Raw genomic sequence first — 26,684 nt, 5'->3', positions numbered from 1 at the left:
AGTCCGAGCCAACTCAGGTGACCATGAGCGCTGCCGGGAGGTCCAGGGCCTCCAGGAACGCGGCGGCGGCCGGTGCGGGGCGCTGGCGGCTCCAGATCAGGTGCTCCACCCGGGTGGGTGGATCACGGAGCTCGACGACGCGCACATCACGGAGTTCGGGGGCGAAGGCGGCGGGCATCATGCCGATCCCCAGACCCAGCCGGACCAGCCGCGCCAGGAGATCCGCGTTCGTCACCTCGAAGGCGACCTCACGGCTGACGCCGGCGGCGGCGAACGCCTCGTCCGACTGAGCGCGGGCGGCCGTGCCGGCGGGAAAGTCCACGAACACCTCGCTCGACAGCCGGCGCAGATCCACGTCGGCCATGTCGGCCAGCGGGTGGCCGGGCGCCACCACCGCGACCAGCTCACCCCGCGCCAGGGCGCGCCCCCGGACCCCCTTCGGTCGCACGTCCGGCGGCAGCCCGAGGAACGCGATGTCCAGCGTGCCCTGCCGTACCTGTTCGGCCAGCTCGTCGCTCGCCCCCACGCGCAGCGTGATCCGCACCTGCGGATGGCGCACGTGAAAGCTCTTCAGCGCGCTCGGCAGGTCGACCGCCGTGACGGTCGGGATGGTGCCGATGGCGAGCTGGCCGCGAAGCTCCCCGGAGGCCGCCGCCACCTCGGCGCGCGCCCGTTCGGCGGCGTCGAGAGCCTGCCGGGCAGCGGGCAGGAACGCTTCGCCGGCGGGGGTCAGTCTGACCCGGCGGCTGGTGCGGTCGAAGAGCCGGGCGCCCAGTTCGCGTTCCAACCGGGCGATCTGGTGGCTCAGTGCGGATTGGACGACTCGGCAACGTTCGGCGGCACGGGTGAAGTTCGCCGTCTCCGCCACGGCGACCACATAGCGCATCTGCTGGAGTTCCACGAATCCATCATGAATCACGATCGTTACCGTGAAAAACATGCATTGGACTCATTGATCCTCAATGCCCAAGGCTGGGGACATGACGAACGCAGCCGGATCAGGCACTCCACGCGTCACGACGCACCACGAGGCCGCCGAGGTGCCAGACGGTCGCGCGCCGCTGAGCCGCGGGCTGCTGCTCCTGATGTCCGCGGCGACGGGGCTCTCGGTGGCCAACAACTACTTCGCCCAGCCGCTGCTGGACCTGCTCGGCCGGGAACTCCGGCTCAGCACCACGATGGCCGGAATGATCGTGACGGCCGCGCAGGTCGGCTACGGACTGGGTCTGATCCTGCTCGTGCCGCTCGGCGACCTGGTGGAACGCCGCAGGCTCGCTGTCATGCTGTACGCGGCCACCGCGGTGTTCCTGCTGGTCTCGGCGACCGCGCCCAACGGAGCACTGCTGCTGGCCGGAACCGTGCTCACCGCGTTGACCTCGGTGGCGGCCCAGGTCGTGGTGCCGTACGCCGCCACGCTCGCGGCACCGGCGCAGCGCGGCCGAGTGATCGGCACCGTGATGAGCGGGCTGATGCTGGGCGCGTTGTTGTCCCGTACGGTCGCGGGAGGGCTCGCCGAACTCGGCGGCTGGCGGACGGTCTACTGGGTGAGCGCGATCCTCATCGCCGGGGTGACAGTGCTGCTGTGGCGCTTCCTACCGCCCCTGCACACCCCGATCGGGCTGTCGTACCCGGCGCTGTTGCGCTCGACGATCGCGCTGTTCCGCCACGAGCCCGTGTTGCGGTGGCGGGCCGGCATCGCCGCCCTCTCACTCGCCTCGTTCAACGTGCTGTGGACGGCCGTGACCTTCCTGCTCGCCGGCCCGGCCTACGGCTGGTCCGAGGGGGGCATCGGACTGCTCGGACTGGTGGGCGCGGTGGGCACGGTGGCAACGACGGTGGCCGGCCGGCTGGCCGACCGTGGCTACGCGCAACGGGTCACGGGGATCGGCAGCGCCGCGCTCGCCGCCGCCTGGCTGCTGATCGGCATGGGCGAGAGCTCCCTCTGGTGGCTCCTCGGCGGGGTGATCGTGCTGAACCTGGCACACCAGGCGGTGCTCAACAGCAACCAGCACGTCATCTACGCGCTGAGCCCGCAGATCCGCAACCGGCTCAACTCCGCGTTGATGACGGCCTTCTTCGCCGGCGGCGCCGCAGGCTCGGCGCTGGCCGCGGTGGCGTGGGTGCGTGGCGGCTGGACGGCGGTGAGCGTCCTGGGAGGCGTGCTGGCCTGCGGGATGTTCGTGCTGTGGGTGCTGGAACGGCGAAATGTCCAAGAGAGGCGTCATCCGGCCGGCTCCACGTGACCTGTCCGCTGCCGCCAATGTCACCGTCACACCATGGAAGGGATCCAGCAGTGTCGAACAAGAAAACCGTCCTGGTCACAGGCGCGACCGGTGGCCAGGGCGGCGCCGTCGCCCGCAGGCTGCTCGACGACGGCTGGGCGGTGCGCGCCCTCGTCCGCGGCCCGGACAAGCAGAAAGCCAGGGAGCTCAAGGCGCTCGGCGCGGAGCTGGTCACCGGCGACCTCGACGACCCGGAGTCGCTGCGCGCGGCGGCGCAGGGCGCGCACGGCGTCTTCAGCGTGCAGCCCGCCGACGTGGCCGACCCACACCCCGCGGTCGAGGTGCGGCAGGGCAGGAACGTCGCCGACGCGGCCCAAGCCGCGGGCGTCGCGCACCTCGTCTACAGCTCCGTCGGCGCCGCCGGGCGCGAGTCCGGCGTCGCCCACTTCGAGACCAAGACGGAGATCGAGGCGCACATCGATGCCATCGGCGTGCCCGCGACCGTGCTGCGGCCGGTGTTCTTCATGGAGAACTGGCCGTCCATGCTGCCGCAGGCGGAGAACGGCGAGCGGGTCGGTTCGATCGCGCTGGACGCGGACACCTCGCTGCAGATGATCGCGCTGGTCGACATCGGCCGGATCGCGGCGGACGCGTTCGACACGCCGGCCGAGTTCATCGGCAAGAAAATCGAGATCGCCGGCGACGAGCTGACCGTGCGGCAGATCGGCGAGGTGTTCACCAGGGTCGACGGCATTCCGACTCGCTTCGAGCGGCAGCCGATCGAGGAACTGCGGGCCGGGGCAGAGGAGGTGGCGAAGATGTTCGACTGGTTCGACGAGAAGGGGTACCAGGCCGATATCGCCGCGCTCCGCGAGCGGTACCCGGAGTTGCTGACCCTGGAGGCGTGGCTGAGCAGGAACCGGTAGGAGATCGGAGATCGGCCCGGACGACGGCCGACCGGGACAGCGCCGACGATCAGGTGCGCACCAAGCCCGGATCCGGCCTTTCCAGCGCACCCAGTGCTCATTCCGCCGCGGAGCCCGCACGCGCGCCCCGTCAGGACAGGACAGCCTGATTGAGACGCGGATCCCGCACGCGCGACCCGTCAGGACAGGGCGGCCTGGAGGATGGCGCGGGCGATCGCGGCGGCGGACGGGTCGTCGGGAGGCGCCTGTTCGAGGACGACGCCCACGGCCACCTCGGGCACGTCCGCGGGGGCGAAGGCGGTGAGGACGGCCTGGTCCCGAAGCGACCCGGCGGCGGCCGGCTCGACGCCGGGAAGGGCCGCCGGCGCGCTTCCGGCGGCCACCTCGACTCCGGGGATGGCGATCGCCTCGCCGGCGCCTCCCGGCCGGGTGACGGCGGCCATCATCGCCGCCAACTGCCGGGCGTCGGGCGCGGCCAGCGTGACGCGGTAGGGCGAGGCGTCGGCGCGGTTGATGATCGAGCCGTCCGGCAGACGTACGTCCTGCACCAGGTACGGGCGCATCAGGACCCCCTCGTTGGCCACGGCGGCCGACAGCATGGCGACCATCAGCGGCGTGGCCCGGACGAGGTGCCGGCCGGTGGCCGTCAGCGCGGTCCCGGCCCGGTCCAGGCCGGCGGGGAAGGTGCTGGGCACGGCGCGCAGGGGGACGGCGAGGTCGTCGGCGCCGAAGCCGAACGCCTCCGCCTGGGCGCGCAGGGCGTCCTGGCCGAGGTGGAGGCCGAGCCCGGCGAACGCGGTGTCGCACGATCCCCGGAAGGCGCGGCTGAGCGCGACCGTGCCGTCGCCACAGGGCCGGCCGCCGGGGTTGGACAGGTGGCGCGAGCCGCCGGGGAGCGGCAGGCGGCCGGGGGCGACGACGCGGGACACGGGCGTGTACTCGCCGGAGGCGAGCGCGGCGGCCGCGGTGACCACGGTGAAGGCCGAGCCCGGCGGGTAGCTCCGCTCCAGGGCCCGGTTGAGCAGCGGCCGGCTCGGGTCGTGGCTCAGCCGCTGGTCCACCCTGACCAGCCGGTCCGCGTTGAGCGTGGAGTAGGCGCCGGGGTCGTACGACGGGTAGCTGGCCAGGGCCAGGATCGCGCCGGTCGCCGGGTCGACGGCCACCGCCGCGCCGGGCCGGCCCGTCGACCTGAGGCCCTGGTAGGCGGCCCATTGGACGCGTTCCCTGATCGTGAGCCTGACGTCGGCCCCGCCCGCGTCGCCGTCGTTGATCAGCCTGCGCATCCGCACCTTCGGGTCGTCCCCGGACAGCACGCCGTTCTCGGCCTGCTCGACGCCGGTGGCCTGGTGCAGGGCGATGTGGCCGGTGACGGGGGCGTACATCTCGCCGTTGGTGTAGACGCGCCGGTACTCGTACGGGCCGCGCCTGCTCGGCCGGCTCCTGACGATGGTCCGGCCGTCGTAGGTGAGGATGTCGCCGCGCGGGTGCGCGAACCTGGCGAGGAGCGCACGCTGGTCACGCGGGTCGGCGCCGAAGCGGCGCACGCCGAGCGTCTGCAGATAGGTGATGTTCGCCAGCAGGGAGAACAGCAGCGCTCCACAGACCAGGGCGACCCGTCTCAGCGGGATGTTCATCCGTCTCGCCCTCGGCCCGGCCATGGATCACGTCTAACAGGCGGCCCGCCAAGCCAGGGCTACAGGAGGCTCCGGTAGTAGGAGATCTTGTTGTGGAGGTGGCGCTGCCGCTCGGTGAGGTTGGCGATCTGGGGATCAGCCCACGTCACCGAACAGGTCCTGGACAGCCTGAGCGGTGGCCGCGCCGGTGAGCCAGGTCTCGAGCTGAGCGAGATCCGTGCAGGACAGGATCCGGGCACGTGTCTCCTCGGTGACGTGGAAGCCCCGGGCATCCAGCACGAGCAGCACCGACCGGGCCGCCTCCTCGGCCTTCCCTTCGACCTTTCCCTCGGCTTTCCCCTCGGCTTTCCCTTCGGCCATGCCCTCTTGGAGACCGCGACCGTAGTGTTCGCGGGCCCAAGGTGTGTAAACCGGCCAGTCGGTGGACGTCATGATCTCCTCCATGAAAACAGGTGCACGGCCTCCGGCTTCAGAGGACGCTCTGATAGTAGGAGATCTTGTTCCTGATGTAGCGCTTGCGTTCCACGAGGTTCTCGATCTGGGCCTCGACGCGGTGATCGTGCTCTTCGAGGAGCTTGATGCGATCCGGGATGGTGTGGTCGCCGGCACGGGTCAGCTCGGCGAAGCGGAGCATCTCGGCGATCGGCATGCCGGTGTCGCGCAGGCACCGGATCGTCCCGAGCCAGCCCACGTCCTCCTCGCTGAACCGGCGCTGCCCGGCAGCGTTGCGGCCCACGGGCTCCAGCAGGCCGATCTTCTCGTAGTAGCGCAGGGTGTCGAGGGTGAAGCCGGTCTCCTCGACCACTTCGGCGGGTGTGTAGACGCTCACGCCCCAGAGCATCGCACCTGGAGTGCACTCCAGGTCAACGCGAGATCGTTCGTACCGAAAAATGCTCTTACGCGGGCACTTGTTGAGCGCTTGACATGGAGTGCACTCCAGCTTCCACAGTCATCCCTTGACATCCTCCCGGCTCTGAAGAACCGGGATTCCGACCGTCGCCGGTCGGGCTTCCTGCTTCACCGCCGGTCGCCCGCCCGAGAGAGGACTCTCGTTGAGGTCCTACACCGGCTCCACAGGCGTTTCGCCTCTCCGCAAGCCCTGCGGCGAGGGTAATTCCGATCGTTCGTCCGGCGGCTTGGTTGTCGCCACCGTCGAACACACTACCGAACCGCGCGGTGTCGTGCGGCGTTTCGACGGCGGTCCGCCTGGCGGCGAATCGCCTGCCCCTGCCCTGCTCCGCAGGGGTCCGATTCCTCCCTCGCCGGAAGGCGGGGGTCTCCTCGGAGGTTCCCGATGAACATCGCACTCGGCACGATCCCCTTCGGCACGACAGTCGGCGAGAAGGACTCCTTCGCCCTCCTGGACCGCTTCGCCGAGGCGGGCGGCACCATGATCGACACTGCGAACAACTACCCGTTCTGGGCCGAGGGCTGCTCCGGCGACGAGAGCGAGCTGACCGTCGGGGCCTGGATGGCCGCCCGCGGCAACCGCGACGAGATCTTCCTGAGCACCAAGGTCGGCGCCCGCCCGACGATCCCCGGCGACACCACCCTGGACTCGGCGGAGGGGCTGTCCGCCCCGGCCGTCGCCAAGGCCGTCGAGGGCAGCCTGAGCAGGTTACGGACGGACTACATCGACGTGTATTGGGCGCACATCGAGGACCGTTCGGTGCCGCTGGAGGAGACGCTGGGCGCCTTCGACGCGCTCGCCCGGCAGGGCCGGATCCGCAGCGCGGGCGCCAGCAACGTGCCCGCCTGGCGGCTCGACCGGGCGCGCAACCTGTCGGCCTCGCGCGGCCTACTGCCCTACACGTACGTGCAGCTCCGCCACACCTACCTGCGTCCCCGCCCGCTGACCAGAATGGCGGAGTCGGGCCATGTGCTCGCCACGGACGAGATGCTGGACTACGTCCGCGCCGAGCCCGACCTGACGCTGTGGGCGTACAACACGCTGATGGCGGGCGCCTACACGCGGGCCGACCGGCCGATCCCGGAGATCTACGATCATCCGGGCACCACCCGGCGGCTCGCCGTGCTGCGCGAGGTGTCGTCGGAGCTGGGCGTCACGCCCAACCAGGTGGTGCTGGCCTGGCTCCTGGCCGACGGGTACGTCCCGATCGTCGGCGTCTCCACGATGGCCCAGCTCGATGAGGCCGTCGGCGCGGCGGACCTCAAGCTCGACGACGACCTCCGCGCGCGGCTCGACGCCCCCTGCTGACCCCGCCGCCGCGAGCCGCGGCTACGGGAGATGCTCGGCCAGGTAGCGGCGGACCAGCAGCTTGCACTCGGCGATCATGAACGGGTCGCCGTCGGGCTGGATGCGGAAGGCCACCTTCAGCACCGCGTCGGTGGCCTCCACCGCCACCAGCAGCGCCCGGTCGAGCCCGTCGCCCGGAGGCGCGTCGAGCAGGTCGACGGCGAGCGCTCGCAGGCGCTCGGCCACGACGACGTTGTTGTCCTGGGCCCGGTCGAGGGTCCGGCGGGTGCCCTCCAGGGGCGGCCCTCCCGGCCGGGCCAGGACCTCGCCGAAGTCGACCACCGCGAACCCCGGCGTGGTGCGCTTCATCGCGACGAACTCGTCGATCGCCAGGTCCACCAGATCGGTCCAGTGCCCCAGGTGGGCCTCGGCGATCCGCTCACTCACCCGGCTCAGGAACGCGTCGAGGTTGCGCACGGCCAGCGCCCGGACCAGGCCCTGCTTGTCGGGGAAGAACTGGTAGAACGTGCCGATCGGCACCCCGGCCCGCCGCGCGACCTCCTTGGTGGTCAGCGCCTCGTAACCGAGCTCGTCCAGGAGGCGCGCGCACTCGTCGAGCATCCGCTCCACCCGCTCCACACTGCGGCGCTGGGCTGGACGGCGGCGCAAGGCACTGGTCATGCCCCCCATCCTCGCTTATTTCCCACGGGGACAGGCTCTGACTTCCCAAGACGATTAACATGAGCAGCACTCGCATAATTTGAGGAGCCGCTGATGTTTCTCTGGGGTACGGCCACGGCCGCCTACCAGATCGAGGGAGCCGTCGCCGAGGACGGCAGGGGCGTCTCCATCTGGGACACGTTCGCGCACGAGCCGGGCCGCGTCCGCGACGGCCACACCGGCGACGTGGCCTGCGACCACTACCACCGCTGGCGCGAGGACCTCGGGCTCCTGACGGACCTCGGGGTCAACGCCTACCGCTTCTCGATCGCCTGGCCCCGGATCCAGCCGGACGGCGCGGGCGCGCCCAACCCGGCCGGTCTCGGCTTCTACGAGCGGCTGGTCGACGGGCTGCTCGCGGCGGGCATCACGCCGGTGCCGACCCTGTTCCACTGGGACCTGCCGCAGGCGCTGGAGGACCGCGGCGGGTGGCTGGACCGCGACACCGCCGAGCGGTTCTCCGAGTACGCCGGCGTCGTCGCCGAACGGCTGGCCGACCGCGTCCCGATGTGGATCACGCTGAACGAGCCGTTCGTGCACATGGCCTTCGGCTACGGCATGGGCGTCCACGCCCCGGGCCGGGCCCTGCTGCTCGACGCCCTCCCCGTCGCGCACCACCAGCTGCTCGGCCACGGCCTGGCCGTACAGGCGCTGCGGGCTGCGGGCGCCGGGCAGGTGCTGATCACCAACAACTGCACCCCCGTCTGGCCCGCGTCGGACTCGGAGGAGGACCTGGCCGCCGCGGCCGCCTACGACGCCCTGCACAACCGGCTGTTCAACGACCCGGTCCTGCTGGGCTCGTATCCCGACCTGTCGGCGTACGGGACCGAGGTGGAGGTCCGCGACGGTGACCTGGCCACGATCTCGGCCCCGCTGGACGGCCTGGGCGTCAACTACTACAACCCCACCAGGATCGCCGCTCCCACGGGCGACGGCCTCCCCTTCTCGGACGTCGGCGTCACCGGCTATCCCACCACCGCCTTCGGCTGGCCCGTGGTCCCCGACGGTCTGCGCGAGCTCCTGACGGGCCTGCGCCAGAGGTACGGCACCGCCCTCCCACCCGTCTACGTCACCGAGAACGGCTGCTCCCAGCCGGACGAGCTCACCCCGGCCGGCGTCGACGACCAGGCGCGCATCGCCTACCTCGACGGCCACATCGACGCGGTCGAGCGTGCCCGTCGGGAGGGCGTCGACGTGCGCGGCTACTTCGTCTGGTCGCTGCTGGACAACTTCGAGTGGGCCGAGGGATATCACCAGCGCTTCGGCCTCGTCCACGTCGACTTCGCCACCCAGCGCCGCACCCCCAAGGCGTCCTACCACTGGCTCAGGCGCCGCCTGGCCGGCGGCGACCGGCCGCCCTCTTGACGCCACCGCATATCGGGAAACACTGTTTCCCTCATGGCAGCGACATGGTCCGCAGATGACGTCCGAGAGCCCGAGCCGCCCGCCACGTGGGACGCGATCGTCGTGGGGGCGGGCCCCGGCGGGCTCGCCTGCGCCATCGCCGCCGCCGACGCCGGGGCCCGTGTGCTGCTGCTGGAGAAGGCGGACGACGTGGGAGGCGCGCTGCACTTCTCCGGCGGGCACCTGTCCGCCGGCGGATTCTCGGCCCAGTACGAACGCGGCATCGAGGACGACCCGGAGCGGCACCTCGCCGACATCCGGCGGATCAGCCGGGGCACCGCGCGCGAGGACCTGACCCGGGTGTCGCTCGCCGAGCAGCCGGCCGTGCTGGAGTGGCTGCTGGCGGCCGGGTTCGCGATCGACCCGGCGACTCCCCGGATCGTGCACGGGCACGAGCCGTACCTCACGCCGCGCACGGTCCACGCCTCCGCCGTACCGGGGGGACCGGCGATCCTGGCCGTGCTGCGCCCGCTGCTGGCCGCCCACCAGGCGGCGGGCCGGATCGACCTGCGGTGCGGAGTCCGGATCACCGACCTGCTGACCGCGCCGCCGACCAGCGGCGCGCGGGCCGGGAACGGGCCGGCCACCGGCGCCCAAGACGGCGACGGCCGGGTGACCGGGGTGGTGGCCGAGGACGGGACCCGGTGGCGGGCCGGGGCGGTGGTGCTGGCCACCGGCGGCTTCGGCTTCGCGCCGGAGCTGTTCGCCGAGCTGGAGGGAGCGCCGCTGACCACGTCGGCGGCGCCCACGTCCACCGGCGACGGACTGCTGATGGGCCGGCGGGCCGGCGCGGCCGTGCAGGGCACCGGCAGGTACATCCCGACGTTCGGCGGCCTGCCCCCGGAGGGCGACGATCCCCGGGTCGACTGGACGCACCGGCCCCAGCTGGTCGCCGTCGAGCGGCCGCCGTGGGAGATCTACGTCGACCCGCGCGGCAGGCGGTGGATCGCCGAGGACGAGCCGAGCATCGACCGCAAGGAACGGGCGTTGACCACGATCGAGCGGATGACGTTCTGGATGGTGTTCGACGAGCGGGCGCTGCGCGAGTCGTACCCGATCGTGCACGGGTGGAGCGCGGCCGAGCTGGCCGAGCGGTGCGGGCGGCGGCGCGGCGTGCACCGGGCGGGCGACCTGGGCGGGCTCGCCGAGCTGGCCGGGATCGACCGGGAGGGCCTGCTGGAGACGGTGGCCAGGTACAACGGCTTCGTGGCCGGCGGCCGGGACCCCGACTTCGGCCGGCGCCACCTGCCCGCGCCGATCGCCGAGCCGCCCTACTACGCGATCGAGAACCATCCGGTCACGCTGATCACGTTCGCCGGGCTCGACGTGGACACGCGGTCGCGGGTGCGCCGCGCCGACGGGCAGATCATCCCCGGCCTGTACGCCGTCGGCGAGGTCATCGGCTCGGCGGCCGTCAACGGCAACGCGTTCTGCTCGGGCATGTGCCTCACCCCGGCGATGGCCTTCGGCCGCCTCGTCGGCCGCGACCTCGCCGGACGGCGCGGGATCCGGCGCTAGAACAGCGTCGGAGACCGCCCCGGACGCCCGTGCTGGAACCGCGCTAGAACACCGACACGTGCACGTGGTCGTAGTGGTTGGCGGTGGGCCCGCCGCGGTCGGACATGGGGTCCCAGCCCCCGCCGGACCGGATGTCGTAGTAGCGCTGCTTCCAGATGATGTACATCACGCCGAGCCGCGACCCGTTCTGGATGAGGTACTCGGCCAGCGCGTCGCCGCGGTCGGCGTCGGCGCCGGAGGCCACCCGGCCGCCGCCCGACATCATGAAGTCGCAGGCGCGTCCCTTGCCGTGCTCGCCGGGGTCGCCGGAGCGCAGGCAGCCCACGCCGTAGGGCATCGGGAAGTTCTGCATGACCTCGGCACGTACCGTGATCATGCGCTGGGTGAGCCCGCTGGAGCCGCCGGGCTGCTGGAAGCCGTACTTGGCGAGCAGCCGCTCCATCTCGCGGCGCTTGCCCTGCATGACCTTGATCTCTTTGCGCAGCTTGTTGATCTTGTCGTTGGCGGCGAGCTTGGCCTTCTTGGAGTCGTCGATCAGCTTCTCGATGCGCTGGACCTGGCTGGTGCGCTCGTGGGCGATGTAGGCCATGTTGGCCGCGTGGCCGAGCGCGTTGTGCGGCTCGCCGCCGAGGCCGAACAGCTGGGTGCCGTCGAGCGGGCCCACGATGTAGGCGTTGCGGGCGATGTCGGCGACGTCGGCCCTGGCCCTGTCGAGCCGTGCCTGCAGGGCGCCGGAGGTCTGGGTGGCCTTGCCGGCCTGGATCCTGATCTCCTCAAGGCTCTGGATCTGGCCCCGGTAGAGGTCGTTGAGCTGCGCCGCCTGTTTGGTCAGCTTGCGCAGCTCGGCCGGACTGGGGTCGGCCGAGGCCGGCCGCGAGGGAGGGAGGGCGAGCAGCCCGGCGAGGAGGGCGGCGAGTGCGGTGCGGCGACCCAGTCTCACGCCCGTCCTCCCCTCATAGACGGACCGAAACTATAGAAGATGATCTTTATTTCTGTCATCCGAACGATGGAACCCATGTGTCTTAGGTGATGCATGCCTACTTTGTCGGAAATAAGAGCACGATAAGTTTTTGGGCCTTGCCGGGACCGTCGAGTCGGTTTGAGATGGCGGCGAACTCTCTGCGAAGGGGCAGACCGTGTCTCGTTTATCGTCCTCACTCATGGCCGTCGTTCTCGGCCTCGGCACCTGCCTGGTCGCCGTCCAAGCCCACGCCGAGGTGGACCCGCTGCCACCCGGCGACCGGATCGAGCTCTACCAGCTGGACAGCCCTCCCGGCACCGGGCAGATCCTGCGGGAGAAGGGCTTCGACATCGTCCAGCAGGAGAACAAGGGCGGCCAGGAGCACATCGAGCTGACCGCCGCCCAGGCCGACCTCGACGGGCTGCGCAAGCTCGGCCACAAGCCCGAACCCGTGCGCAACCCGCAGGGCCAGACCCAGCTGGAGGCCGCGAGGACGCAGGCCGCGGGCGGCTACACGGTCTGGAAGTCCTACTCCGAGCCCGGCGGCATCGCCGACCAGCTCAGAGCCATCGCCAACGCCAACAAGGACATCGTCAAGATCCAGTCCATCGGCAAGACGCTGAGGGGCCAGGACATCCTCGCCGTCAAGGTCAGCACCCTGGCCAGGGCGCTCCCCGACGGGATCAAGCCCTCGACGCTCTACTCGGCGACGCAGCACGCCCGCGAGTGGATCGCCGCCGAGGTGGACATGCGGCTGCTGAAGTACGTGGTGGCCAACAAGTCGGCGCTGCGCGACCTGCTCAACAGGACCGAGCTGTGGTTCGTGCCGGTGGCCAACCCCGACGGCTACGACTTCACCTTCACCGAGGGCAACCGCCTGTGGCGCAAGAACCTGCGCGACGTCAACGGCGACGGCCGGATCACCAGCGGTGACGGCGTCGACCCCAACCGCAACTTCCCCACGAACTTCCACTACGACGAGGAGGGCTCCTCCTCGATCCCGAGCAGCGAGACCTACCGGGGCACCGGGCCGGCCAGCGAGCCGGAGACCAGGGCCATGGACGGCCTGCTGAAGCGCGTCGGGTTCGAGATGCAGCTCAACTACCACTCGTTCGGCCCGCTGCTGCTCTACCCGATCGGCTTCCAGATCGCCACCGAGACGGCCGACAACCCGATCTACGAGGCGCTGACCGGCACCGACGCCAACCCGGCGGTCCCCGGCTTCGACCCCGACCTCGGCGCCGAGCTCTACACCACCAACGGCGACACCAACGACCAGGCGCACCGCCAGTACGGCACGCTGTCCTGGACCCCGGAGCTCAACGAGGGCTGTGACGGCTGCGGGTTCGTCTTCCCCGACGACGAGGCGCTGGTGCAGGCGGAGTTCGAGAAGAACCTCCCGTTCGCCCTGGACGTCGCGAAGTCCGCGGTCAACCCGGTCGAGCCGGTCAGCCACCTGGGCAACAGGACGCCCGACTTCGTGATCGACCCCTTCGAGGTGAGCCATGGCCGCGACCAGGTGGTCCAGGTCAACGCCAAGCGCCGGCTGGGCCCCGTCGCGCTCAGGTACCAGGTCAACGGCGGCCGTACCAAGACGGCGCTGACCAGCGAGTGGAAGGGCGGAGAGCGCTACGGCAAGGGCTACGACCGCTACTACCACCGGCTGCGCGGCAAGATCACCGGCACCAGGCCGGGTGACAGCGTGAAGGTCTGGTTCACCTCGCTCGGCAAGAAGAGCGCCGACTTCACCTACAAGGTGGCCGACGACATCGGCGGCAAGGTGCTGGTGCTCGCCGCCGAGGACGTCACCGGCATCAGCCCGGCGCAGGGCGTGACCGAGGCGAAGTACGCCGACGACTACGCCAAGGCGCTCGACGAGGCCGGCTACAGCTCCGACGTCTACGACCTGGACAAGATGGGCCGTAAGGCGCCGCACCCGCTCGGCGTGCTCAGCCACTACAAGGCCGTCGTCTGGGAGACCGGCGACGACATCATCCCGCGCAGCGTGGGCCAGGTGCCCGGCACCACGTCCAAGGCCGGGGTCGACACCGAACTGGCCGTCCGCGACTACCTCAACGAGGGCGGCAAGCTGCTGCACGCGGGCAAGTACCCGTCGTACGCGGCCAACAACAACGGCGCCTACTACTACCAGCCCGACCAGCCGGCCCAGCCGGAGTGCGCGACGCCGAACGACCCGCCGTGCATCCCGGTGTTCAACGACTTCCAGCAGTACTACCTGGGCGCCTACGTCTACTTCGACGACGCGGGCACCGACCACGACACGGGTCAGCCGTTCGCGCTGAAGGGCGTGGGCGGCCGCTTCGACGGCCTCAACGCCACGCTGGAGCCGAGCCACACGAACTCGTTCGTGGCGACCTCGGCGATCCTGCCCGCCGACCGGTTCCCGCTGTTCGCGAGCTCCGCGCCCGTCAAGTGGGTACGGCCCGGCGGCCCGTTCGACCCGCACACCGGCTCCTGGGACGTCTACAGCGGCATCGCCGACGTCTCGTGGAAGCGGCTGACCAAGACGATCGACCTCACCGGCAAGACCTCGGGCGACCTGTCGTTCTGGACGTCGTACGACACCGAGGCCGACTGGGACTTCCTGACCGTGGAGGCCCGCACCGCCGGCGGCGACGACTGGACCACGCTGCCCGACGCCAACGGCCACACCACGCAGTCGACGGGCAGCAGCTGCGCACCGCCGAGCGGCGGCGCGGGCTGGCGCACGATCCACCCCTTCACCCAGCGCTACCAGGGCGCCGACTGCTCGCCGACCGGCACCTCGGGCTCGTGGAACGCGGCCAGCGGCAACTCCGCGGGCTGGCAGCAGTGGAAGATCGACCTGACCCCGTACGCGGGCAAGCGGGTCGAGCTGTCGATCTCGTACATCAGCGACTGGGCCACCCAGGGCGCGGGCGTCTTCCTCGACGACTTCGCGGTCACCCTGGACGGCGCGGCGAGCGAGTCGACGTCGTTCGAGGCCGACCTGGGCGGCTGGACGGTCGGCGACCCGCCGGAGGGCACCTCGCCCTCGATCAACAACTGGTTCCGCACGGACCAGGTGTTCGAGGAGGGCGGCGGCGTCACCACCAAGGACACCGTCTACCTCGGCTTCGGCGTGGAGAGCCTGACCACGCAGGAGATGCGCACCGACCTGGTCAAGCGGTCGATGCGGCATCTGCTCGGAGATCGGCGCTGATCTGGGGCGAGCGTGACGGGGAGGGGCGCGGCGTACCTGCCGCGTCCCTCTTGCGTGCGCGGACAGAACATGGTTCGGTCACCTTGAGGCTGTGCACAAACAAGCAAGCATTCGGTCTGCAGGAGGCTCACATCATGCGCCAGCACGACACGCTGTTCATCGGAGGCGAATGGGTGGCACCGGCGGGCACCGGCACCATCGACGTCATCTCCCCCCAGACAGAGGAGGTCGTCGGCCGGGTGCCCGACGGCACGCCCGAGGACATGGAGCGCGCGGTCGCCGCCGCCCGCGAGGCCTTCGACCACGGCCCCTGGCCTCGCATGACGTTCGCCGAGCGGGCCGCGGCGATCGGCCGGCTGGCCGCGATCTACGAGGCCCGGCAGGGCGAGATGGCCGCGCTGATCACCGAGGAGATGGGCTCACCGATCACCTTCTCCAACCTCGCGCAGGCGCCCCAGCCGCTCGGGATGCTGAAGTTCTACGCCGAGTACGGCGCGACGTTCGAGCAGGAGGAGCAGCGGCCCGGCCTGTTCGGCCCGGTGACGGTGCGGCGCGAGCCGGTGGGCGTGGTGGCCGCCGTGGTGCCGTGGAACGTCCCCCAGTTCGTCTCGATGAGCAAGATCGCCCCCGCTCTGCTGGCCGGCTGCACGATCGTGCTCAAGCCCGCCCCCGAGACCCCGCTCGACGCCTACCTGCTGGCCGAGATGGTGCTGGAGGCCGGGCTGCCGGCCGGCGTGCTCAACATCGTGCCCGCCGGTCGTGAGGCGGGCGAGCACCTCGTGTCCCACGCGGGCGTGGACAAGGTGGCCTTCACCGGCTCGACCGCCGCCGGCCGCCGCATCGCCGCCATCTGCGGCGAGCAGCTCAAGCGGGTCAGCCTGGAGCTCGGCGGCAAGTCGGCCGCCATCGTCCTCGACGACGCCGACCTCCCCTCCAGCATGGGCATGCTGGCGCTCGCCTCGCTGATGAACAACGGCCAGGCCTGCGTCGCGCAGACCCGCATCCTCGCCTCGCGCAACCGCTACGACGAGGTCGTCGAGGCGGTCGCGAACATGGTGACCTCGCAGCCCGTCGGCGACCCCGCCGACCCGGGCACCGGCATCGGCCCGCTGGTCGCCAAGCGGCAGCAGGAACGCGTCGAGGGCTACATCAAGGCCGGCATGGACGAGGGCGCCAAGGTCGTCGTCGGCGGACTCGACCGGCCCTACGACCGCGGCTGGTACGTCGCCCCGACCGTGTTCGCCGGGGTGACCAACGACATGAGGATCGCCCGGGAGGAGATCTTCGGCCCGGTGCTGGCCGTGATCCCCTACGAGGACGAGGCCGATGCCGTACGCATCGCCAACGACAGCGACTACGGCCTGGCCGGCACCGTCTGGACGGCCGACACCGAGCACGGCATGGACGTGGCCAGGCAGGTGCGCACCGGCACGTACGGGGTCAACTGCTACATGCTGGAGGCCAACACGCCCTTCGGCGGCTACAAGGCCAGCGGGATCGGGCGCGAGCTCGGCCCCGAGGGGCTCAGCGGCTACCTGGAGTACAAGACCATCGCCCGCCTGGGCTGACGGAGCGTTCGCAGGGCTCCGGCACTTCGGTGTGCCGGAGCCCTGCTCGCGTGCGAGACGGACACCCAGCGCGCCCCCGCAACGCTAGGTGAACATCCCGCCGGCCCCTCAGCGGCCCGCTGGACGTGGACCACGGTGGGCGACCGTCCAGCTACAAGAAGTATGTCCCAGTCCGCCGCCGGTAGCGGTTTCCTGCCCCAAGGACTTTCTCCCTGCGGTTTTGTTCCATCCGCCCTAGGTAGACGTGTATTACTCAGGAAAAGTTCGAGTCGATCCACTTTCCGATGCGACGGACCAGTTCGGGGGTCGCCGCCGCCTCCGCGTGGCCGAACCCGGGCTCGATCCAGAGCTCCTTGGGCTCGCGCGCTCCCGCGTAGAGCTGCCAGGCGTGCTCCAGCGGGAAGAACGCGTCGGCGTCGCCGTGCACGATCAGCAGCGGCGTGGGTGAGACCAGCCCGGCGGCCTCGTGGGGCGGCATCGGGATCGGGTCCCAGGCGCCCCGCGCGATCCGGGTGCGCTTGGCCATCCGGGCCGCCCACCGCCCGACGGGCTGCTCGATGGCCCAGTGGACCTGCCGCATCGGCCGGGTGCCCCGGTAGTGCCAGCGGGCCGGCCCGCTGACCGCCACGACCGCCTCGACGCCGCCCAGCAGCGCCGCGTGGCGCACGGCCACCGCCGCGCCCATCGAGAAGCCCACCACCGCGATCCGGGAGTAGCCGATCACCCGTGCGTGGCGCACGGCCGCGGCCAGGTCGAGGATCTCCAGGTCGCCGACCGTGGTCTCGCCGCCCGAGCGGCCGTGGCCGCGGAAGTCGAACGCGATCACGGCGCCGTGGCCGCTGAGCGCGTGGACGATGCGGCGGGCCGCGCCCACCCGCCACGAGCCGGTGAACCCGTGGGCCACCACGATGCCGAGGTCGGACCGGGCCGACGGGGTGTGCGCGGCGTCGATCCGGACGCCGTCGTCGGTCCTGAGCATGACCGGGAAGTGTGGCGCGAGCGGCATGACCTCAAGCGTAGGGTCACCGCCGGTCCGCATCGCGCCGAGAGGGCGCCAGGACACGCAGGTCAGCCACGCTCACCACGGTCCGCACCCGCGAGCCGTCGGCCGCGTCGAGCGCCTGGGGCAGATCGGAGATCATCACGCGCGCGTGGCTGGCCAGGATGCGCCGGCGCAGGTCGCAGGCGTCGAGCTCGGCGGGCAGCGGCCAGGCGACCGCGCCGACGGCGATCACCGCGTCGGTCGCCACCAGCAGATGGGGCCCGACGGGCAGGCAGATGAGCACCGAGTCGCCCAGCCGCACTCCCCTGCGGCGGAGCTGGACGGTCGCCGCCGCCGACCACTCGTCCAACTCCCCCTCGGTGAGCCGCAGACCCGTCGCCGAGTCCACCATGACGATGCGCTCATCCATGCCGACCACGGTAGGGAGGGGCATCTCGGGCGTACATGGGGCGGAATATGCACTTCGCTATGCAGAAGCCTCAGGATGTTCGGCGGCCCACACCGCGATCTGCGCGCGCGAGGTATAGCCGAGCTTCTCCATGATGTTGGCGATGTGCCTGGCCACGGTGGCCGGGCTGATCACGAGCTCCTCGGCGATGGCCCGGTTGGACAGCCCCCGGGTCAGCAGCGCGGCGATCTCCCGCTCGCGCGGGGTCAGCACCGAGTGCGGGACCCGGGCGGAACGCGGCCGGGGCGCCCGGTCGGCCGGCGCCGGCCGCTCCCCGTCGAGGACACGCTGGGCGGCGTCGGCGGGGCTCATCGTCCGGCCCCGCGACCAGAGCAAGGAGGCGCGGCCCTCACCGAGCTTGGCCCGGGCGCGGGCGAGCAGCTCCTCGATGCGGGTCGCGGCGGAGTGCTGGCCGATCGACTCCCGGAGCGTGGCCGCCGCGGCCGCGGCGAGGACCGCCGCCTCCAGGTCACCCTCGGCCTCGGCGAGCACCGACAGCCCCACGAGGCAGCGGGCCACGCCCTGGCGCTGCCCGGTGTGCCGGCTCAGTGACAGGCTCGCGGCCAGCCGTTCTCTGGCCGTGGCGAACTCGTGCAGCAGGGCCGCGACCCGCCCGGCGCGCGCCAGGCAGCGGGCCAGCTCGACTCCGGTGCCGAGCTCCCGCAGCCAGGTGACGGCCGCCTCGTAGTGGGCCATGGCCGTCACCAGGTCGCCACGCGCCTCGGCGACCGCGCCGAGCTGGGTCGCCACCCGGGCCAGGATCCACCGGTGGCCGTGCTCGCGCGCCCGCTCCAGCGCCTCCTCGCCGTGCCGCTGGGCCTCGCGCAACCGGCCGCGCACCAGGGCCACGGCCGAGAGCCCGGCCAACCCCGCCGCCTGGTTCCACTGGTCGCCGGCGGCCGTGGCCACGGCCAGGCACCGCTCGGCGTGGTGCAGCGCCTCCTCGGCCCGCCCCAGGCGCAACCACACCATGACCAGCAGGTTGTGCACGACGCAGGCCCGGAACCGGTCGTCGGCGAGGCCCGGCAGACTCTCCGTGGCCAGCTCAAGGGAACGGGGCAGCTCGTCGCGAGCCTCCAGGCCGTAGGCGAGGTAGGCCTTGGCCAGGGCGATCTGATGGACGGGCACCTGGCTCAGATCGAGGGCGAGCAGCCGCTCCACCCAGCCGACGATCTCCGTCAGACCGCTCACCGGCAGCAGGCCCGTGCTGCGGAAGCACAGCCGCAGGCCCTGCGACGCGCTGCCCGACTCGATGGCCCAGTCGAGCGCCGCCCGCTGGTCGTCGAGCAGCGTGCGGCTCGCGGTCAGGGCGGCCAGCCGCCGCGCCCACGGCAGCCGGCGCTCGGACAGCTCGACCGTGAAGTGCCGCTGCATCAGCTCGCAGAGCACGTGCAGGTGACGGTCGCGGACGACCTCGTGCTCACCCGCCGCCGCCAGCCGCTCGGCGGCGAAACGCTTGATGGTCTCCAACAGGCGGTAGCGCCTGCGAGATTCGTCACACAACACCAGGGACTTGTCGACCAGCCCGCCCAGCAGGTCGACGATCTCCGCCCCGGAGATGGGCAGCTCGGCGCACACCTGCTCGGCGAGGTCGAGGTCGAAGGACCCGGCGAAGACCGAGAGCCTGCGCAGCAGCACCTGCTCCTTGGCCGACAGCAGGTCGTGGCTCCACTCGACGGCGGCCCGCAGGGTGCGCTGCCTGGCCGGGGCGGTGCGCTCGCCGGTGGTGAGCAGCGAGAAGCGGTCGTCGATCCGGTCGGCGATCTGCCCGGGGCTGAGCAGGCTGGTGCGGGCGGCGGCCAGCTCCAGCGCGAGCGGCAGCCCGTCGAGGGCCCGGCACAGGCGCGCCACGTCGGCCTGGCTCTCGGGACCCAGCCGGGTGCCCACGGCGGCCGCCCGGTCGCGGAAGAGCCGCACCGCCTCGGCGTCGGGCGCCCCGGGCTCGGGCAGGTCGAGCGGCGGCACCCGCCAGACCAGCTCGCTGGCGATGCGCAACGGCTCCCTGCTGGTGGCCAGGATGCTCAGCCGCCGGCACGAGGCGACGAGCCTGGCGCTCACCTCGGCGCAGCTGTCGACGAGGTGCTCGCAGTTGTCGAGCAGCAGCAGGCAGCGCGTGCCGCCCAGCCGCGCGGCCACGGTGTCGAGCAGCGGCCGGGTGTGCTCCTCGGGCACGCCCAGCACCCTGGCGATCTCGCGCACCACCAGCTCGGGCCGGTTGATCCTGGCCAGCTCGACCAGCCACACGCCACCGGAGTAGGAGGGCACCAGCCGGGCCGCGACGCGCAGGGCCAGCCGGGTCTTGCCGATGCCGCCGACGCCGCACAGGGTGACCACACGCGTGTCGCCGAACATCCCGCACAGGTCGTCGAGATCACGCTCGCGTCCGACGAACCGGTTGGGCTCGGCTGGGAGGTTGTGCCGGGGGGAGTCAGGCATGTGGTCACCCTGCGTCGCGGAAGGATCACACTCTTCCACAGTGTCGCACTTTTCACAGGGCGAGGGAGCTGACGACCGCCCTTTCGTCGACGACGCGCAGCGTGGGGTCGCCGAGCAGGCGTCTGGCCAGGTCGTACGGGGCGACGACGAGCGTGGCGGCGCGCTCGTGGGCCAGCACCCGGCAGCCGATCAGGCTGGGCTCGTGCGCGATCACGACGTGCGCGCCGGCCATCATGGCCAGGTCGAGCACCCGCAGGCCCTTGAACGCGTCGCTCACCGCCGCGAGCACGACGTCGTCGGGGCCGACCAGCAGCCGGGTGGCCAGCTTCCGCAGGTCTCCGGCCAGCTCGTCGTGGTGCAGGATCCGCTCACCGTCGACGCTCAGGGCGGGACCGGCCAGCGGCCCGAACTCGACCGTGCGCTCGCCGATCAGGTCGGCGAACGGCTTGGCCCCGGAGACGGGCTCCATGCTGAAGACGTGCTGCACGTCGACCGCGTCGGCGTCGAAGCCGCGATGGACGATCATCATCCGGGCGGCGCCGGAGGCGCCGAGCACGACGACGCCGCCGGACCAGGCGACGGAGTGCACGGCGACCGCCAGTCCGGCGCCGAGGGGCAGGTCGACGAGCACGCGGTCGCCGTAGCGGAGCCCGTGGCGGCGCAGCCCGGCCGCCACGTGCGTGACCCGCCGCGCGAAGGCGGCGTAGGACAGCACCTCGCCGGTCCTGACGTCGGTCACCGCCGGTCGGTCGCCCCGCGTCGGCGCCGCGCCCATCACCAGCTCTGTCCAGGTCATGCCGTCAATGTAGGGACCCCAGGCCTTCCCCGGCATGCACACAATTGTGCAACCCGGTATGTACCTCGCCCCGCTGAACCGGGACAAGCGCCCTAGTCTTGCTCCATGCGGGACGAGTCCGTCGAGCGCATCCTCGACGCCGCCTACGCGCGGATGCTGGCCGGTGGCCTGCGGCGGTTGACGGTCGACGAGGTCGCCAAGGAGGCGGGCCTGTCACGGATCACCGTCTATCGCCGCTTCGCGCGCAAGAGCGACCTGGTGCAGGAGGTCATCCTGCGCGAGCTGCGGAGATTTCTGCGTTCGTTCGAGCAGGCGGTGGCGCCCCTGCCGGACATGCCGGAGCGGGTGGTCGAGGGGTTCGCCGTCACCCTGCGCCTCGTGCGCGGGCATCCGCTGCTGAGCGGGCTGCTGGCCACCGAGCCGGAGACGATCCTGCCGCACCTCACGCTGGAGGCGGGGCCGTACCTCGCGGTGGCCAGGGAGTATCTGGCGGCGCATCTGAACACGCCGGACGCGCGGGCGGTGGCCGAGATGTTCATCCGCGTGGCGCTGTCGTTCGTGCTCACGCCGGACAGCGTCGTGCCGCTCGGCACCGACGAGCAGGCCCGCGCCTACGCCCGCAGGCACCTCGTCCCGCTCCTGCCATCAGAGGGGATCAACTAGACTTGGTAGGTCGCGACATCGCGCGGCCGACCCCACGACAAACAGATCGAGACTCATCATGCCTTTGAACAGCCGCGACGACCTGCGGAACATCGCGATCATCGCGCACGTCGACCATGGCAAGACCACGCTGGTCGACGCCATGCTCTGGCAGTCCGGGGCCTTCCGCGCCAACCAGGATGTCGACGACCGCGTCATGGACTCCAACGACCTCGAGCGCGAGAAGGGCATCACCATTCTCGCCAAGAACACCGCGGTCGAGCACGGCGGCATGACCATCAACATCATCGACACTCCCGGCCACGCCGACTTCGGCGGCGAGGTCGAGCGCGGCCTGTCCATGGTCGACGGTGTCGTGCTGCTGGTCGACGCCTCCGAGGGACCGCTGCCGCAGACCCGGTTCGTGCTGCGCAAGGCGCTGAGCGCGAAGATGCCGGTCATCCTGTGCATCAACAAGGTCGACCGGCCCGACGCCCGCATCAAGGAGGTCGTCGACGAGGTCTATGAGCTGTTCATGGACCTCGACGCGACGGAGGAGCAGATCGACTTCCCGATCGTCTACGCCTCGGGCAAGGCCGGCCGGGCCGCGCTCGCCCGCCCCGACGACGGCACCATGCCCGACTCCGAGGACCTCGAGCCGCTGTTCGAGATCATCAAGTCGACGATCCCGGCGCCCACCTACGACCCCAACGCGCCGCTGCAGGCCCACGTCACCAACCTCGACGCGTCCTCCTACCTCGGCCGCATCGCGCTCTGCCGGATCCACCAGGGCGTGCTGCGCAAGGGCCAGCAGGTGGCCTGGTGCCGCACCGACGGCTCGGTGCAGAAGGTGAAGATCACCGAGCTGCTGATGACCGAGGCGCTGGAGCGCAAGCCCGCCGAGGAGGCCGGGCCGGGCGACATCATCGCCATCGCCGGCATTCCCGACATCATGATCGGTGAGACGCTGGCCGACCCCGAGGACCCGCGCCCGCTGCCGCTGATCACCGTCGACGAGCCGGCCATCTCGATGACCATCGGCACCAACACCTCGCCGCTGGTCGGCAAGGCCAAGGGCACCAAGGTCACCGCCCGCATGGTCAAGGACCGCCTGGAGCGGGAGCTCGTCGGCAACGTCTCGCTGCGCGTGCTGCCCACCGAGCGTCCCGACACCTGGGAGGTGCAGGGCCGGGGCGAGCTGGCGCTGGCCATCCTGGTCGAGCAGATGCGCCGCGAGGGCTACGAGCTGACCGTCGGCAAGCCGCAGGTCGTCACCAAGCTCGTCGACGGCAAGGTGCACGAGCCGGTCGAGCGCCTGACGGTCGACTGCCCCGAGGAGTACCTGGGCGCGGTCACGCAGCTGCTGGCCGTCCGCAAGGGCCGCATGGAGCACATGACCAACCATGGCACCGGCTGGATCCGGATGGAGTTCGTGGTGCCCGCGCGCGGCCTGATCGGGTTCCGCACCGAGTTCCTCACCGAGACGCGCGGCACCGGGCTGGTGCACCACGTGTTCGACTCCTACGAGCCGTGGTTCGGCGAGCTGCGCACCCGCAACAACGGGTCGCTGGTGGCCGACCGCTCGGGTCCGGTGACCGCCTTCGCCATGCTCAACCTGCAGGAGCGCGGCACCCTGTTCGTCTCGCCGACGACCGAGGTCTACGAAGGCATGATCATCGGCGAGAACTCCCGGTCCGACGACATGGACGTCAACATCACCAAGGAGAAGAAGCTCACCAACATGCGCTCCTCCACCTCCGAGGAGACCGAGAAGGTGATCCCGCCGCGCGTGCTGTCGCTGGAGCAGGCGCTCGAGTTCATCCGCGAGGACGAGTGCGTGGAGATCACGCCCGAGGCCGTACGCATCCGCAAGGTCGAGCTCAACGCCTCCACCCGCGGCCGGAGCGCGGCGCGGGCCAAGCGCGCCTGACGTCCTTTCGCACGGCCGGTTCGCGCGTCCCACCGGGACGGCGGCGCCCGGCTCGGCCGCCGTCCTCGGTCTCCTCGGGCGACGACCAGGTCAGCTCCAGGTCAGCTCCGCGCCGAGGTGAGGACCACGTACCCGTCCCGGGCGAACCTCACCTCGTAGCCGTTCGCGACCAGCAGCCGCACCCGCTCGCGCTGCTCGGGCAGGTCGGCGAAGGGGAACGTGCGGCGCCCCGTCTCGGCCACCACCCACGGCGCCCAGCGGGGCGTGCGGTCCCAGAGCAGCACGGTGCTCCTGCCCGACAGGGCGGGCGCCAGGTTGTTGGCCGCCTCGACCAGCACGCCGTCGGGCACCACGGCGACCGCGGCCGCCGCCGCCCGCTCACGCCCGTCGAGGCGGTAGGAGTCGGGGTCGGCGAGGGCGGCCAGCGAGAAGAAGGGCACCGTGGCGACCGCGAACGCGAGCGCGCCCGCCGCCCACGCCCGCGGCAGCCAGGGAGCCCGCCCCCGGACCCGCCGGACGGCGTCCACCCCACCGGCGAAGACGACCACCACGACGAACGCGTTGTAGTGGTATTCGGCCACCCACCAGTTGGGGAACGAGCCGGCCAGCATCCGCTCGGCGATCAGCGGCACCGCCATCGCGAACAACGGCGAGCCGAGCGCGGCCAGCAGGCTGACACCGAGCAGCAGGGCCAGCGTGACGAGCTTGACGGGCGGGGCGCCGAGCTGGGCGATCACCGTGAGCGGGTCGGTCAGCGCGGTGCGGGCGACGGCGGGCAGATCGGGGCCCAGCGCGCCGTACGCCCAGTAGTAGTTGGACCTGCCGCCGAACAGCGGGATCAGCACCTGGGACGCCAGCGCGGCGAACCCGAGCCCGCCGGCCACGAACGCACCGCCCAGCACCCGCCAGCCCCGCTGGAAGAGCAGGACCAGCCCGAAGCCCGCGACCAGCAGGCCCATGTCCTCCTTGACGCAGAGCAGCGCGAGGACGGCGAGCACCACGTGGCCGCGCCGGCCCGCCTGCCACCGTTCGAGGAGCAGGGCGGTCAGCAGGGGCGCGAAGGCGGCCTCGTGGAAGTCGAAGGCGACGGCCTCGACCACCGGCCACGACAGGGTGTAGGCGACCGCGACCAGGTGCGCCACGGCCGGGCTGCCCAGGGCCCGCCTGGTGAAGACCCACAGCGGCACCGCCGCCGCGGCCATCAGCACCGCCTGGGCGACGAGCAGGGTCTGGGGACCGTCGAAGATCCAGTAGAGCGGCGCCAGCAGGGCGAGGATCGGCGACCAGTGGTCGCCGAGGACGGCGAAGCCGGGGCCGAAGTCGTTGTGAACGCCCTTGACGATGGCGACCGGGAGCTGGAAACGGGAGTAGGAGCGGACCGCCTGGTCGAAGATGACCAGGTCGTAGGCCCCGGCCCGGAACCCCGCGAACCGGGTCAGCGACAGCATGGCGTAGGCCAGGGCGGCCACCCCGGTGATCGCCCCCAGAATGATCCGGTGCCGGTCGAACCCGGCTCGGGTGCCGCTCTCCGGTCGCCGGACGTCCGTGTCGTGGCTGCTCGCCGTCACTTCAGCGCCGGGGCAGATCGCTGGCGCGTACGTGGGTGCCGAGCCACTCCACCAGCGGCTCGAAGGCGCGCCAGGTCTCGCGGACCCGGTCGGCCGCCTCGGCGGTGTGGATCCAGGGCTCGGGCGGGAACCGGTGTCCGGCGTGCAGGGACCTGTGGCGCAGCAGGTCGATGCGCGGATGGTCGTCGGAGAACCCACGCGGTTTCGTCTTGAGACGATCGCCCTCCAGGGTGTGGCCCGCCGCCTGGAGAGCCGCGACCAGGGCGGCCAGCGACTTGCCGGTCAGGTCGTCGTCCACGGCCGCGCGGTAGCGGGCGACCTGGTCGGAAGCCTGGGTGTAGCAGCCGCCCGCGGTGTAGAGGCCGTCGGCGGAGATCTGGACGTAGAGCCCGATGCCGGGCACCAGGTCGACGAAAGCCCCCTGATGGGTCTTGTACGGCGACTTGTCCTTGGCGTAACGAACGTCGCGATAGGGGCGGAACAACTGGGCCTGGCCGAACTCCTCCGCCAGCTCCTCGGTGAGGGCCAGCATGGGCGCGCGCACCGCGTCGTCGTAGAAGTGCCGGTGACGGGTGAAGTACGTCTTGGAGTTGTCCGCTTCAAGGCCCTCGTAGAAGACGAAGGCCTCGTCGGGAAAGCCGGTGAAACCCATGCCGACAAGCGTGCCACGCCTCACTCGTGCTTCGTCCACCGATCCGTGTACTCCCGGCCGGGCACCGGCGTGGCACCGTACAGCTCCGAGACGGTGACGAACTTGAAGCCCTTCTTGGCGAGCGTGTCGAGCAGCTGGGGCACGGCCTCGATGGTCGTGCGGTGGATGTCATGCATGAGCACGATCTCTCCGGGTTTGGCGGCGTCCGCTCGCCGGGCCACGACCGAGGAGGCGCGGTCGCGCCAGTCGAGGGTGTCGAGGCTCCACAGGATCTGCGCCAGCCCCTCACGGCGGGTCTCGGCGGCCACCCTGGCGTCCGTGGCCCCGTACGGCGGCCGCATCATCCGCATCCGCACCCCGGTCAGCCTGCGCACGAGATTGTCGGTCTGGACGAGCTCGGCCCTGATCTGCTCCTCGGGGAGGGCCGTCAGCGGCGGATGGCTCCAGGAGTGGTTGCCGATCTCGTGGCCCTCGTCGACGATGCGGCGCGCGAGGCCGTGCGGGTCGGCGGCCACCATCTGGCCCAGCACGAAGAAGGTGGCCTTGGCCTCGCGGCCACGCAGCAGGTCGAGCAGCTTGCCGGTGTATTCACCGGGCCCGTCGTCGAAGGTGAGCGCGACGCACTTGTCACGCCGGCAGTTGACCGGGCGGTTGGCGGGCCAGTCGGGCTGCGCCCGCGCCAGCCGCTTGGCCAGGACGCGGGGGTCGACCACCGCCGGTGGACGGGCGGCCTGCTGACGTGTCTGGGGCCGCGTGCCGCAGGCCGTGACCGTCATCACCAGCAGCGCCAGAGCCAGTCCCCATATGTGCACGCTTCCCCCTGAAGGCACAGGGGGGGCAGGCTATGGATAGTCCTG

22 protein-coding genes are annotated in these 26,684 nt (G+C 71.4%); 9 read left to right on the top strand and 13 right to left on the bottom strand.

Going from position 1 to position 26,684, the window contains the following annotated elements; translation table 11 throughout:
• Positions 1–13: 13 nt before the first annotated feature.
• Positions 14–901, bottom strand: coding sequence for a LysR family transcriptional regulator (locus IEY82_RS08190; protein WP_225262406.1), 888 nt, complete (start codon positions 899–901; stop codon positions 14–16).
• Positions 902–980: 79 nt separating this feature from the next.
• On the opposite strand from IEY82_RS08190, the gene IEY82_RS08185 reads away from it, so the two are divergent.
• Together IEY82_RS08185 and IEY82_RS08180 are read left to right on the top strand one after the other, a co-directional pair.
• Entirely contained in the window at positions 981–2,243 is a 1,263-nt protein-coding gene (locus IEY82_RS08185) for an MFS transporter (RefSeq protein WP_189123396.1), read from the top strand.
• A 50-nt stretch (positions 2,244–2,293) separates the two neighbouring features.
• On the top strand, positions 2,294–3,148 hold the full coding sequence (locus IEY82_RS08180; RefSeq protein ID WP_189123395.1) for an NmrA/HSCARG family protein: 855 nt from the start codon (positions 2,294–2,296) through the stop codon (positions 3,146–3,148).
• 179 nt (positions 3,149–3,327) lie between these two features.
• Here the strand turns inward: IEY82_RS08180 and IEY82_RS08175 are convergent, their stop codons facing one another.
• The 3 genes from IEY82_RS08175 to IEY82_RS08165 form a co-directional block, all read right to left on the bottom strand.
• A complete protein-coding gene (locus IEY82_RS08175; protein ID WP_225262404.1) occupies positions 3,328–4,782 on the bottom strand; it encodes a penicillin-binding transpeptidase domain-containing protein in 1,455 nt (484 codons plus the stop codon).
• Between the two features lie 135 nt (positions 4,783–4,917).
• Positions 4,918–5,214 carry an RpnC/YadD family protein gene (locus tag IEY82_RS08170; RefSeq protein ID WP_189123393.1) on the bottom strand — a complete coding sequence of 99 codons (297 nt, stop codon included), beginning with the start codon at positions 5,212–5,214 and terminating at the stop codon, positions 4,918–4,920.
• Positions 5,215–5,251: 37 nt separating this feature from the next.
• A complete protein-coding gene (locus IEY82_RS08165; RefSeq protein ID WP_225262401.1) occupies positions 5,252–5,611 on the bottom strand; it encodes a MerR family transcriptional regulator in 360 nt (119 codons plus the stop codon).
• A gap of 465 nt (positions 5,612–6,076) precedes the next feature.
• On the opposite strand from IEY82_RS08165, the gene IEY82_RS08160 reads away from it, so the two are divergent.
• On the top strand, positions 6,077–7,000 hold the full coding sequence (locus IEY82_RS08160) for an aldo/keto reductase (RefSeq protein WP_189123391.1): 924 nt from the start codon (positions 6,077–6,079) through the stop codon (positions 6,998–7,000).
• Positions 7,001–7,021: 21 nt separating this feature from the next.
• Here the strand turns inward: IEY82_RS08160 and IEY82_RS08155 are convergent, their stop codons facing one another.
• Complete coding sequence (locus IEY82_RS08155; RefSeq protein ID WP_189123390.1) at positions 7,022–7,660, bottom strand: TetR/AcrR family transcriptional regulator; 639 nt, start codon at positions 7,658–7,660, stop codon at positions 7,022–7,024.
• 93 nt (positions 7,661–7,753) lie between these two features.
• Between IEY82_RS08155 and IEY82_RS08150 the strand changes: the two genes are divergently transcribed.
• Together IEY82_RS08150 and IEY82_RS08145 are read left to right on the top strand one after the other, a co-directional pair.
• The gene (locus IEY82_RS08150) at positions 7,754–9,064 is read left to right on the top strand and encodes a GH1 family beta-glucosidase (protein ID WP_189123389.1); all 1,311 of its coding nucleotides are present in this window, start codon (positions 7,754–7,756) and stop codon (positions 9,062–9,064) included.
• A gap of 33 nt (positions 9,065–9,097) precedes the next feature.
• Positions 9,098–10,621, top strand: a complete 1,524-nt coding sequence (locus tag IEY82_RS08145; RefSeq protein WP_189123388.1) for an FAD-dependent oxidoreductase — start codon at positions 9,098–9,100, stop codon at positions 10,619–10,621.
• Between the two features lie 43 nt (positions 10,622–10,664).
• Here the strand turns inward: IEY82_RS08145 and IEY82_RS08140 are convergent, their stop codons facing one another.
• The gene (locus IEY82_RS08140) at positions 10,665–11,561 is read right to left on the bottom strand and encodes a VldE C-terminal domain-containing protein (protein WP_189123387.1); all 897 of its coding nucleotides are present in this window, start codon (positions 11,559–11,561) and stop codon (positions 10,665–10,667) included.
• A 220-nt stretch (positions 11,562–11,781) separates the two neighbouring features.
• Between IEY82_RS08140 and IEY82_RS08135 the strand changes: the two genes are divergently transcribed.
• On the top strand, positions 11,782–14,784 hold the full coding sequence (locus tag IEY82_RS08135) for a M14 family metallopeptidase (RefSeq protein WP_189123386.1): 3,003 nt from the start codon (positions 11,782–11,784) through the stop codon (positions 14,782–14,784).
• A gap of 134 nt (positions 14,785–14,918) precedes the next feature.
• On the top strand, positions 14,919–16,352 hold the full coding sequence (locus tag IEY82_RS08130) for an aldehyde dehydrogenase (RefSeq protein WP_189123385.1): 1,434 nt from the start codon (positions 14,919–14,921) through the stop codon (positions 16,350–16,352).
• Positions 16,353–16,605: 253 nt separating this feature from the next.
• On the opposite strand, the gene IEY82_RS08125 is transcribed toward IEY82_RS08130, so the two are convergent.
• Genes IEY82_RS08125 through IEY82_RS08110 form a run of 4 tightly spaced genes read right to left on the bottom strand, consistent with a single transcriptional unit; the run spans position 16,606 to position 21,035 of the window.
• Entirely contained in the window at positions 16,606–17,358 is a 753-nt protein-coding gene (locus tag IEY82_RS08125) for an alpha/beta hydrolase (protein WP_189123384.1), read from the bottom strand.
• Positions 17,359–17,374: 16 nt separating this feature from the next.
• Entirely contained in the window at positions 17,375–17,764 is a 390-nt protein-coding gene (locus IEY82_RS08120) for an AMP-binding protein (protein WP_189123383.1), read from the bottom strand.
• Positions 17,765–17,821: 57 nt separating this feature from the next.
• Positions 17,822–20,239 (bottom strand): LuxR C-terminal-related transcriptional regulator, encoded by a 2,418-nt coding sequence (locus IEY82_RS08115; protein ID WP_189123382.1) that lies wholly within the window; start codon positions 20,237–20,239, stop codon positions 17,822–17,824.
• 52 nt (positions 20,240–20,291) lie between these two features.
• The gene (locus IEY82_RS08110) at positions 20,292–21,035 is read right to left on the bottom strand and encodes an AMP-binding protein (RefSeq protein ID WP_189123381.1); all 744 of its coding nucleotides are present in this window, start codon (positions 21,033–21,035) and stop codon (positions 20,292–20,294) included.
• A 105-nt stretch (positions 21,036–21,140) separates the two neighbouring features.
• Here IEY82_RS08110 and IEY82_RS08105 point away from each other — a divergent pair, with 105 nt between their 5' ends.
• Positions 21,141–21,698 (top strand): TetR/AcrR family transcriptional regulator, encoded by a 558-nt coding sequence (locus tag IEY82_RS08105; protein ID WP_189123380.1) that lies wholly within the window; start codon positions 21,141–21,143, stop codon positions 21,696–21,698.
• 58 nt (positions 21,699–21,756) lie between these two features.
• Positions 21,757–23,607 carry a translational GTPase TypA gene (gene typA / locus IEY82_RS08100; RefSeq protein WP_189123379.1) on the top strand — a complete coding sequence of 617 codons (1,851 nt, stop codon included), beginning with the start codon at positions 21,757–21,759 and terminating at the stop codon, positions 23,605–23,607.
• A 101-nt stretch (positions 23,608–23,708) separates the two neighbouring features.
• On the opposite strand, the gene IEY82_RS08095 is transcribed toward typA, so the two are convergent.
• Genes IEY82_RS08095 through IEY82_RS08085 form a run of 3 tightly spaced genes read right to left on the bottom strand, consistent with a single transcriptional unit; the run spans position 23,709 to position 26,639 of the window.
• On the bottom strand, positions 23,709–25,175 hold the full coding sequence (locus IEY82_RS08095; RefSeq protein WP_189123378.1) for a DUF2079 domain-containing protein: 1,467 nt from the start codon (positions 25,173–25,175) through the stop codon (positions 23,709–23,711).
• A 1-nt stretch (position 25,176) separates the two neighbouring features.
• The gene (locus IEY82_RS08090; RefSeq protein WP_189123377.1) at positions 25,177–25,827 is read right to left on the bottom strand and encodes a DUF2461 domain-containing protein; all 651 of its coding nucleotides are present in this window, start codon (positions 25,825–25,827) and stop codon (positions 25,177–25,179) included.
• 20 nt (positions 25,828–25,847) lie between these two features.
• Positions 25,848–26,639: a polysaccharide deacetylase family protein gene (locus IEY82_RS08085; RefSeq protein ID WP_225262398.1), complete on the bottom strand. Its 792-nt coding sequence runs from the start codon at positions 26,637–26,639 to the stop codon at positions 25,848–25,850.
• Between the last annotated feature and the right edge of the window lie 45 nt (positions 26,640–26,684).

This window comes from Nonomuraea cavernae (genome assembly GCF_014646355.1).
GTDB lineage: Bacteria > Actinomycetota > Actinomycetes > Streptosporangiales > Streptosporangiaceae > Nonomuraea > Nonomuraea cavernae.
Note: the sequence above shows the minus strand (reverse complement) of the source record. Positions and strands in the feature narration are given on the sequence as shown.

Coding starts and splice junctions, on each gene's coding strand:
- IEY82_RS08125 (WP_189123384.1), bottom strand. CDS start 17,358: ATGCCGCTCGCGCCACACTTCCCGGTCATGCTCAGGACCGACGACGGC.
- IEY82_RS08130 (WP_189123385.1), top strand. CDS start 14,919: ATGCGCCAGCACGACACGCTGTTCATCGGAGGCGAATGGGTGGCACCG.
- IEY82_RS08145 (WP_189123388.1), top strand. CDS start 9,098: ATGGCAGCGACATGGTCCGCAGATGACGTCCGAGAGCCCGAGCCGCCC.
- IEY82_RS08120 (WP_189123383.1), bottom strand. CDS start 17,764: ATGGATGAGCGCATCGTCATGGTGGACTCGGCGACGGGTCTGCGGCTC.
- IEY82_RS08115 (WP_189123382.1), bottom strand. CDS start 20,239: ATGCCTGACTCCCCCCGGCACAACCTCCCAGCCGAGCCCAACCGGTTC.
- IEY82_RS08105 (WP_189123380.1), top strand. CDS start 21,141: ATGCGGGACGAGTCCGTCGAGCGCATCCTCGACGCCGCCTACGCGCGG.
- IEY82_RS08155 (WP_189123390.1), bottom strand. CDS start 7,660: ATGACCAGTGCCTTGCGCCGCCGTCCAGCCCAGCGCCGCAGTGTGGAG.
- IEY82_RS08150 (WP_189123389.1), top strand. CDS start 7,754: ATGTTTCTCTGGGGTACGGCCACGGCCGCCTACCAGATCGAGGGAGCC.
- IEY82_RS08090 (WP_189123377.1), bottom strand. CDS start 25,827: ATGGGTTTCACCGGCTTTCCCGACGAGGCCTTCGTCTTCTACGAGGGC.
- typA (WP_189123379.1), top strand. CDS start 21,757: ATGCCTTTGAACAGCCGCGACGACCTGCGGAACATCGCGATCATCGCG.
- IEY82_RS08185 (WP_189123396.1), top strand. CDS start 981: ATGACGAACGCAGCCGGATCAGGCACTCCACGCGTCACGACGCACCAC.
- IEY82_RS08160 (WP_189123391.1), top strand. CDS start 6,077: ATGAACATCGCACTCGGCACGATCCCCTTCGGCACGACAGTCGGCGAG.
- IEY82_RS08110 (WP_189123381.1), bottom strand. CDS start 21,035: ATGACCTGGACAGAGCTGGTGATGGGCGCGGCGCCGACGCGGGGCGAC.
- IEY82_RS08170 (WP_189123393.1), bottom strand. CDS start 5,214: ATGACGTCCACCGACTGGCCGGTTTACACACCTTGGGCCCGCGAACAC.
- IEY82_RS08175 (WP_225262404.1), bottom strand. CDS start 4,782: ATGAACATCCCGCTGAGACGGGTCGCCCTGGTCTGTGGAGCGCTGCTG.
- IEY82_RS08135 (WP_189123386.1), top strand. CDS start 11,782: ATGGCCGTCGTTCTCGGCCTCGGCACCTGCCTGGTCGCCGTCCAAGCC.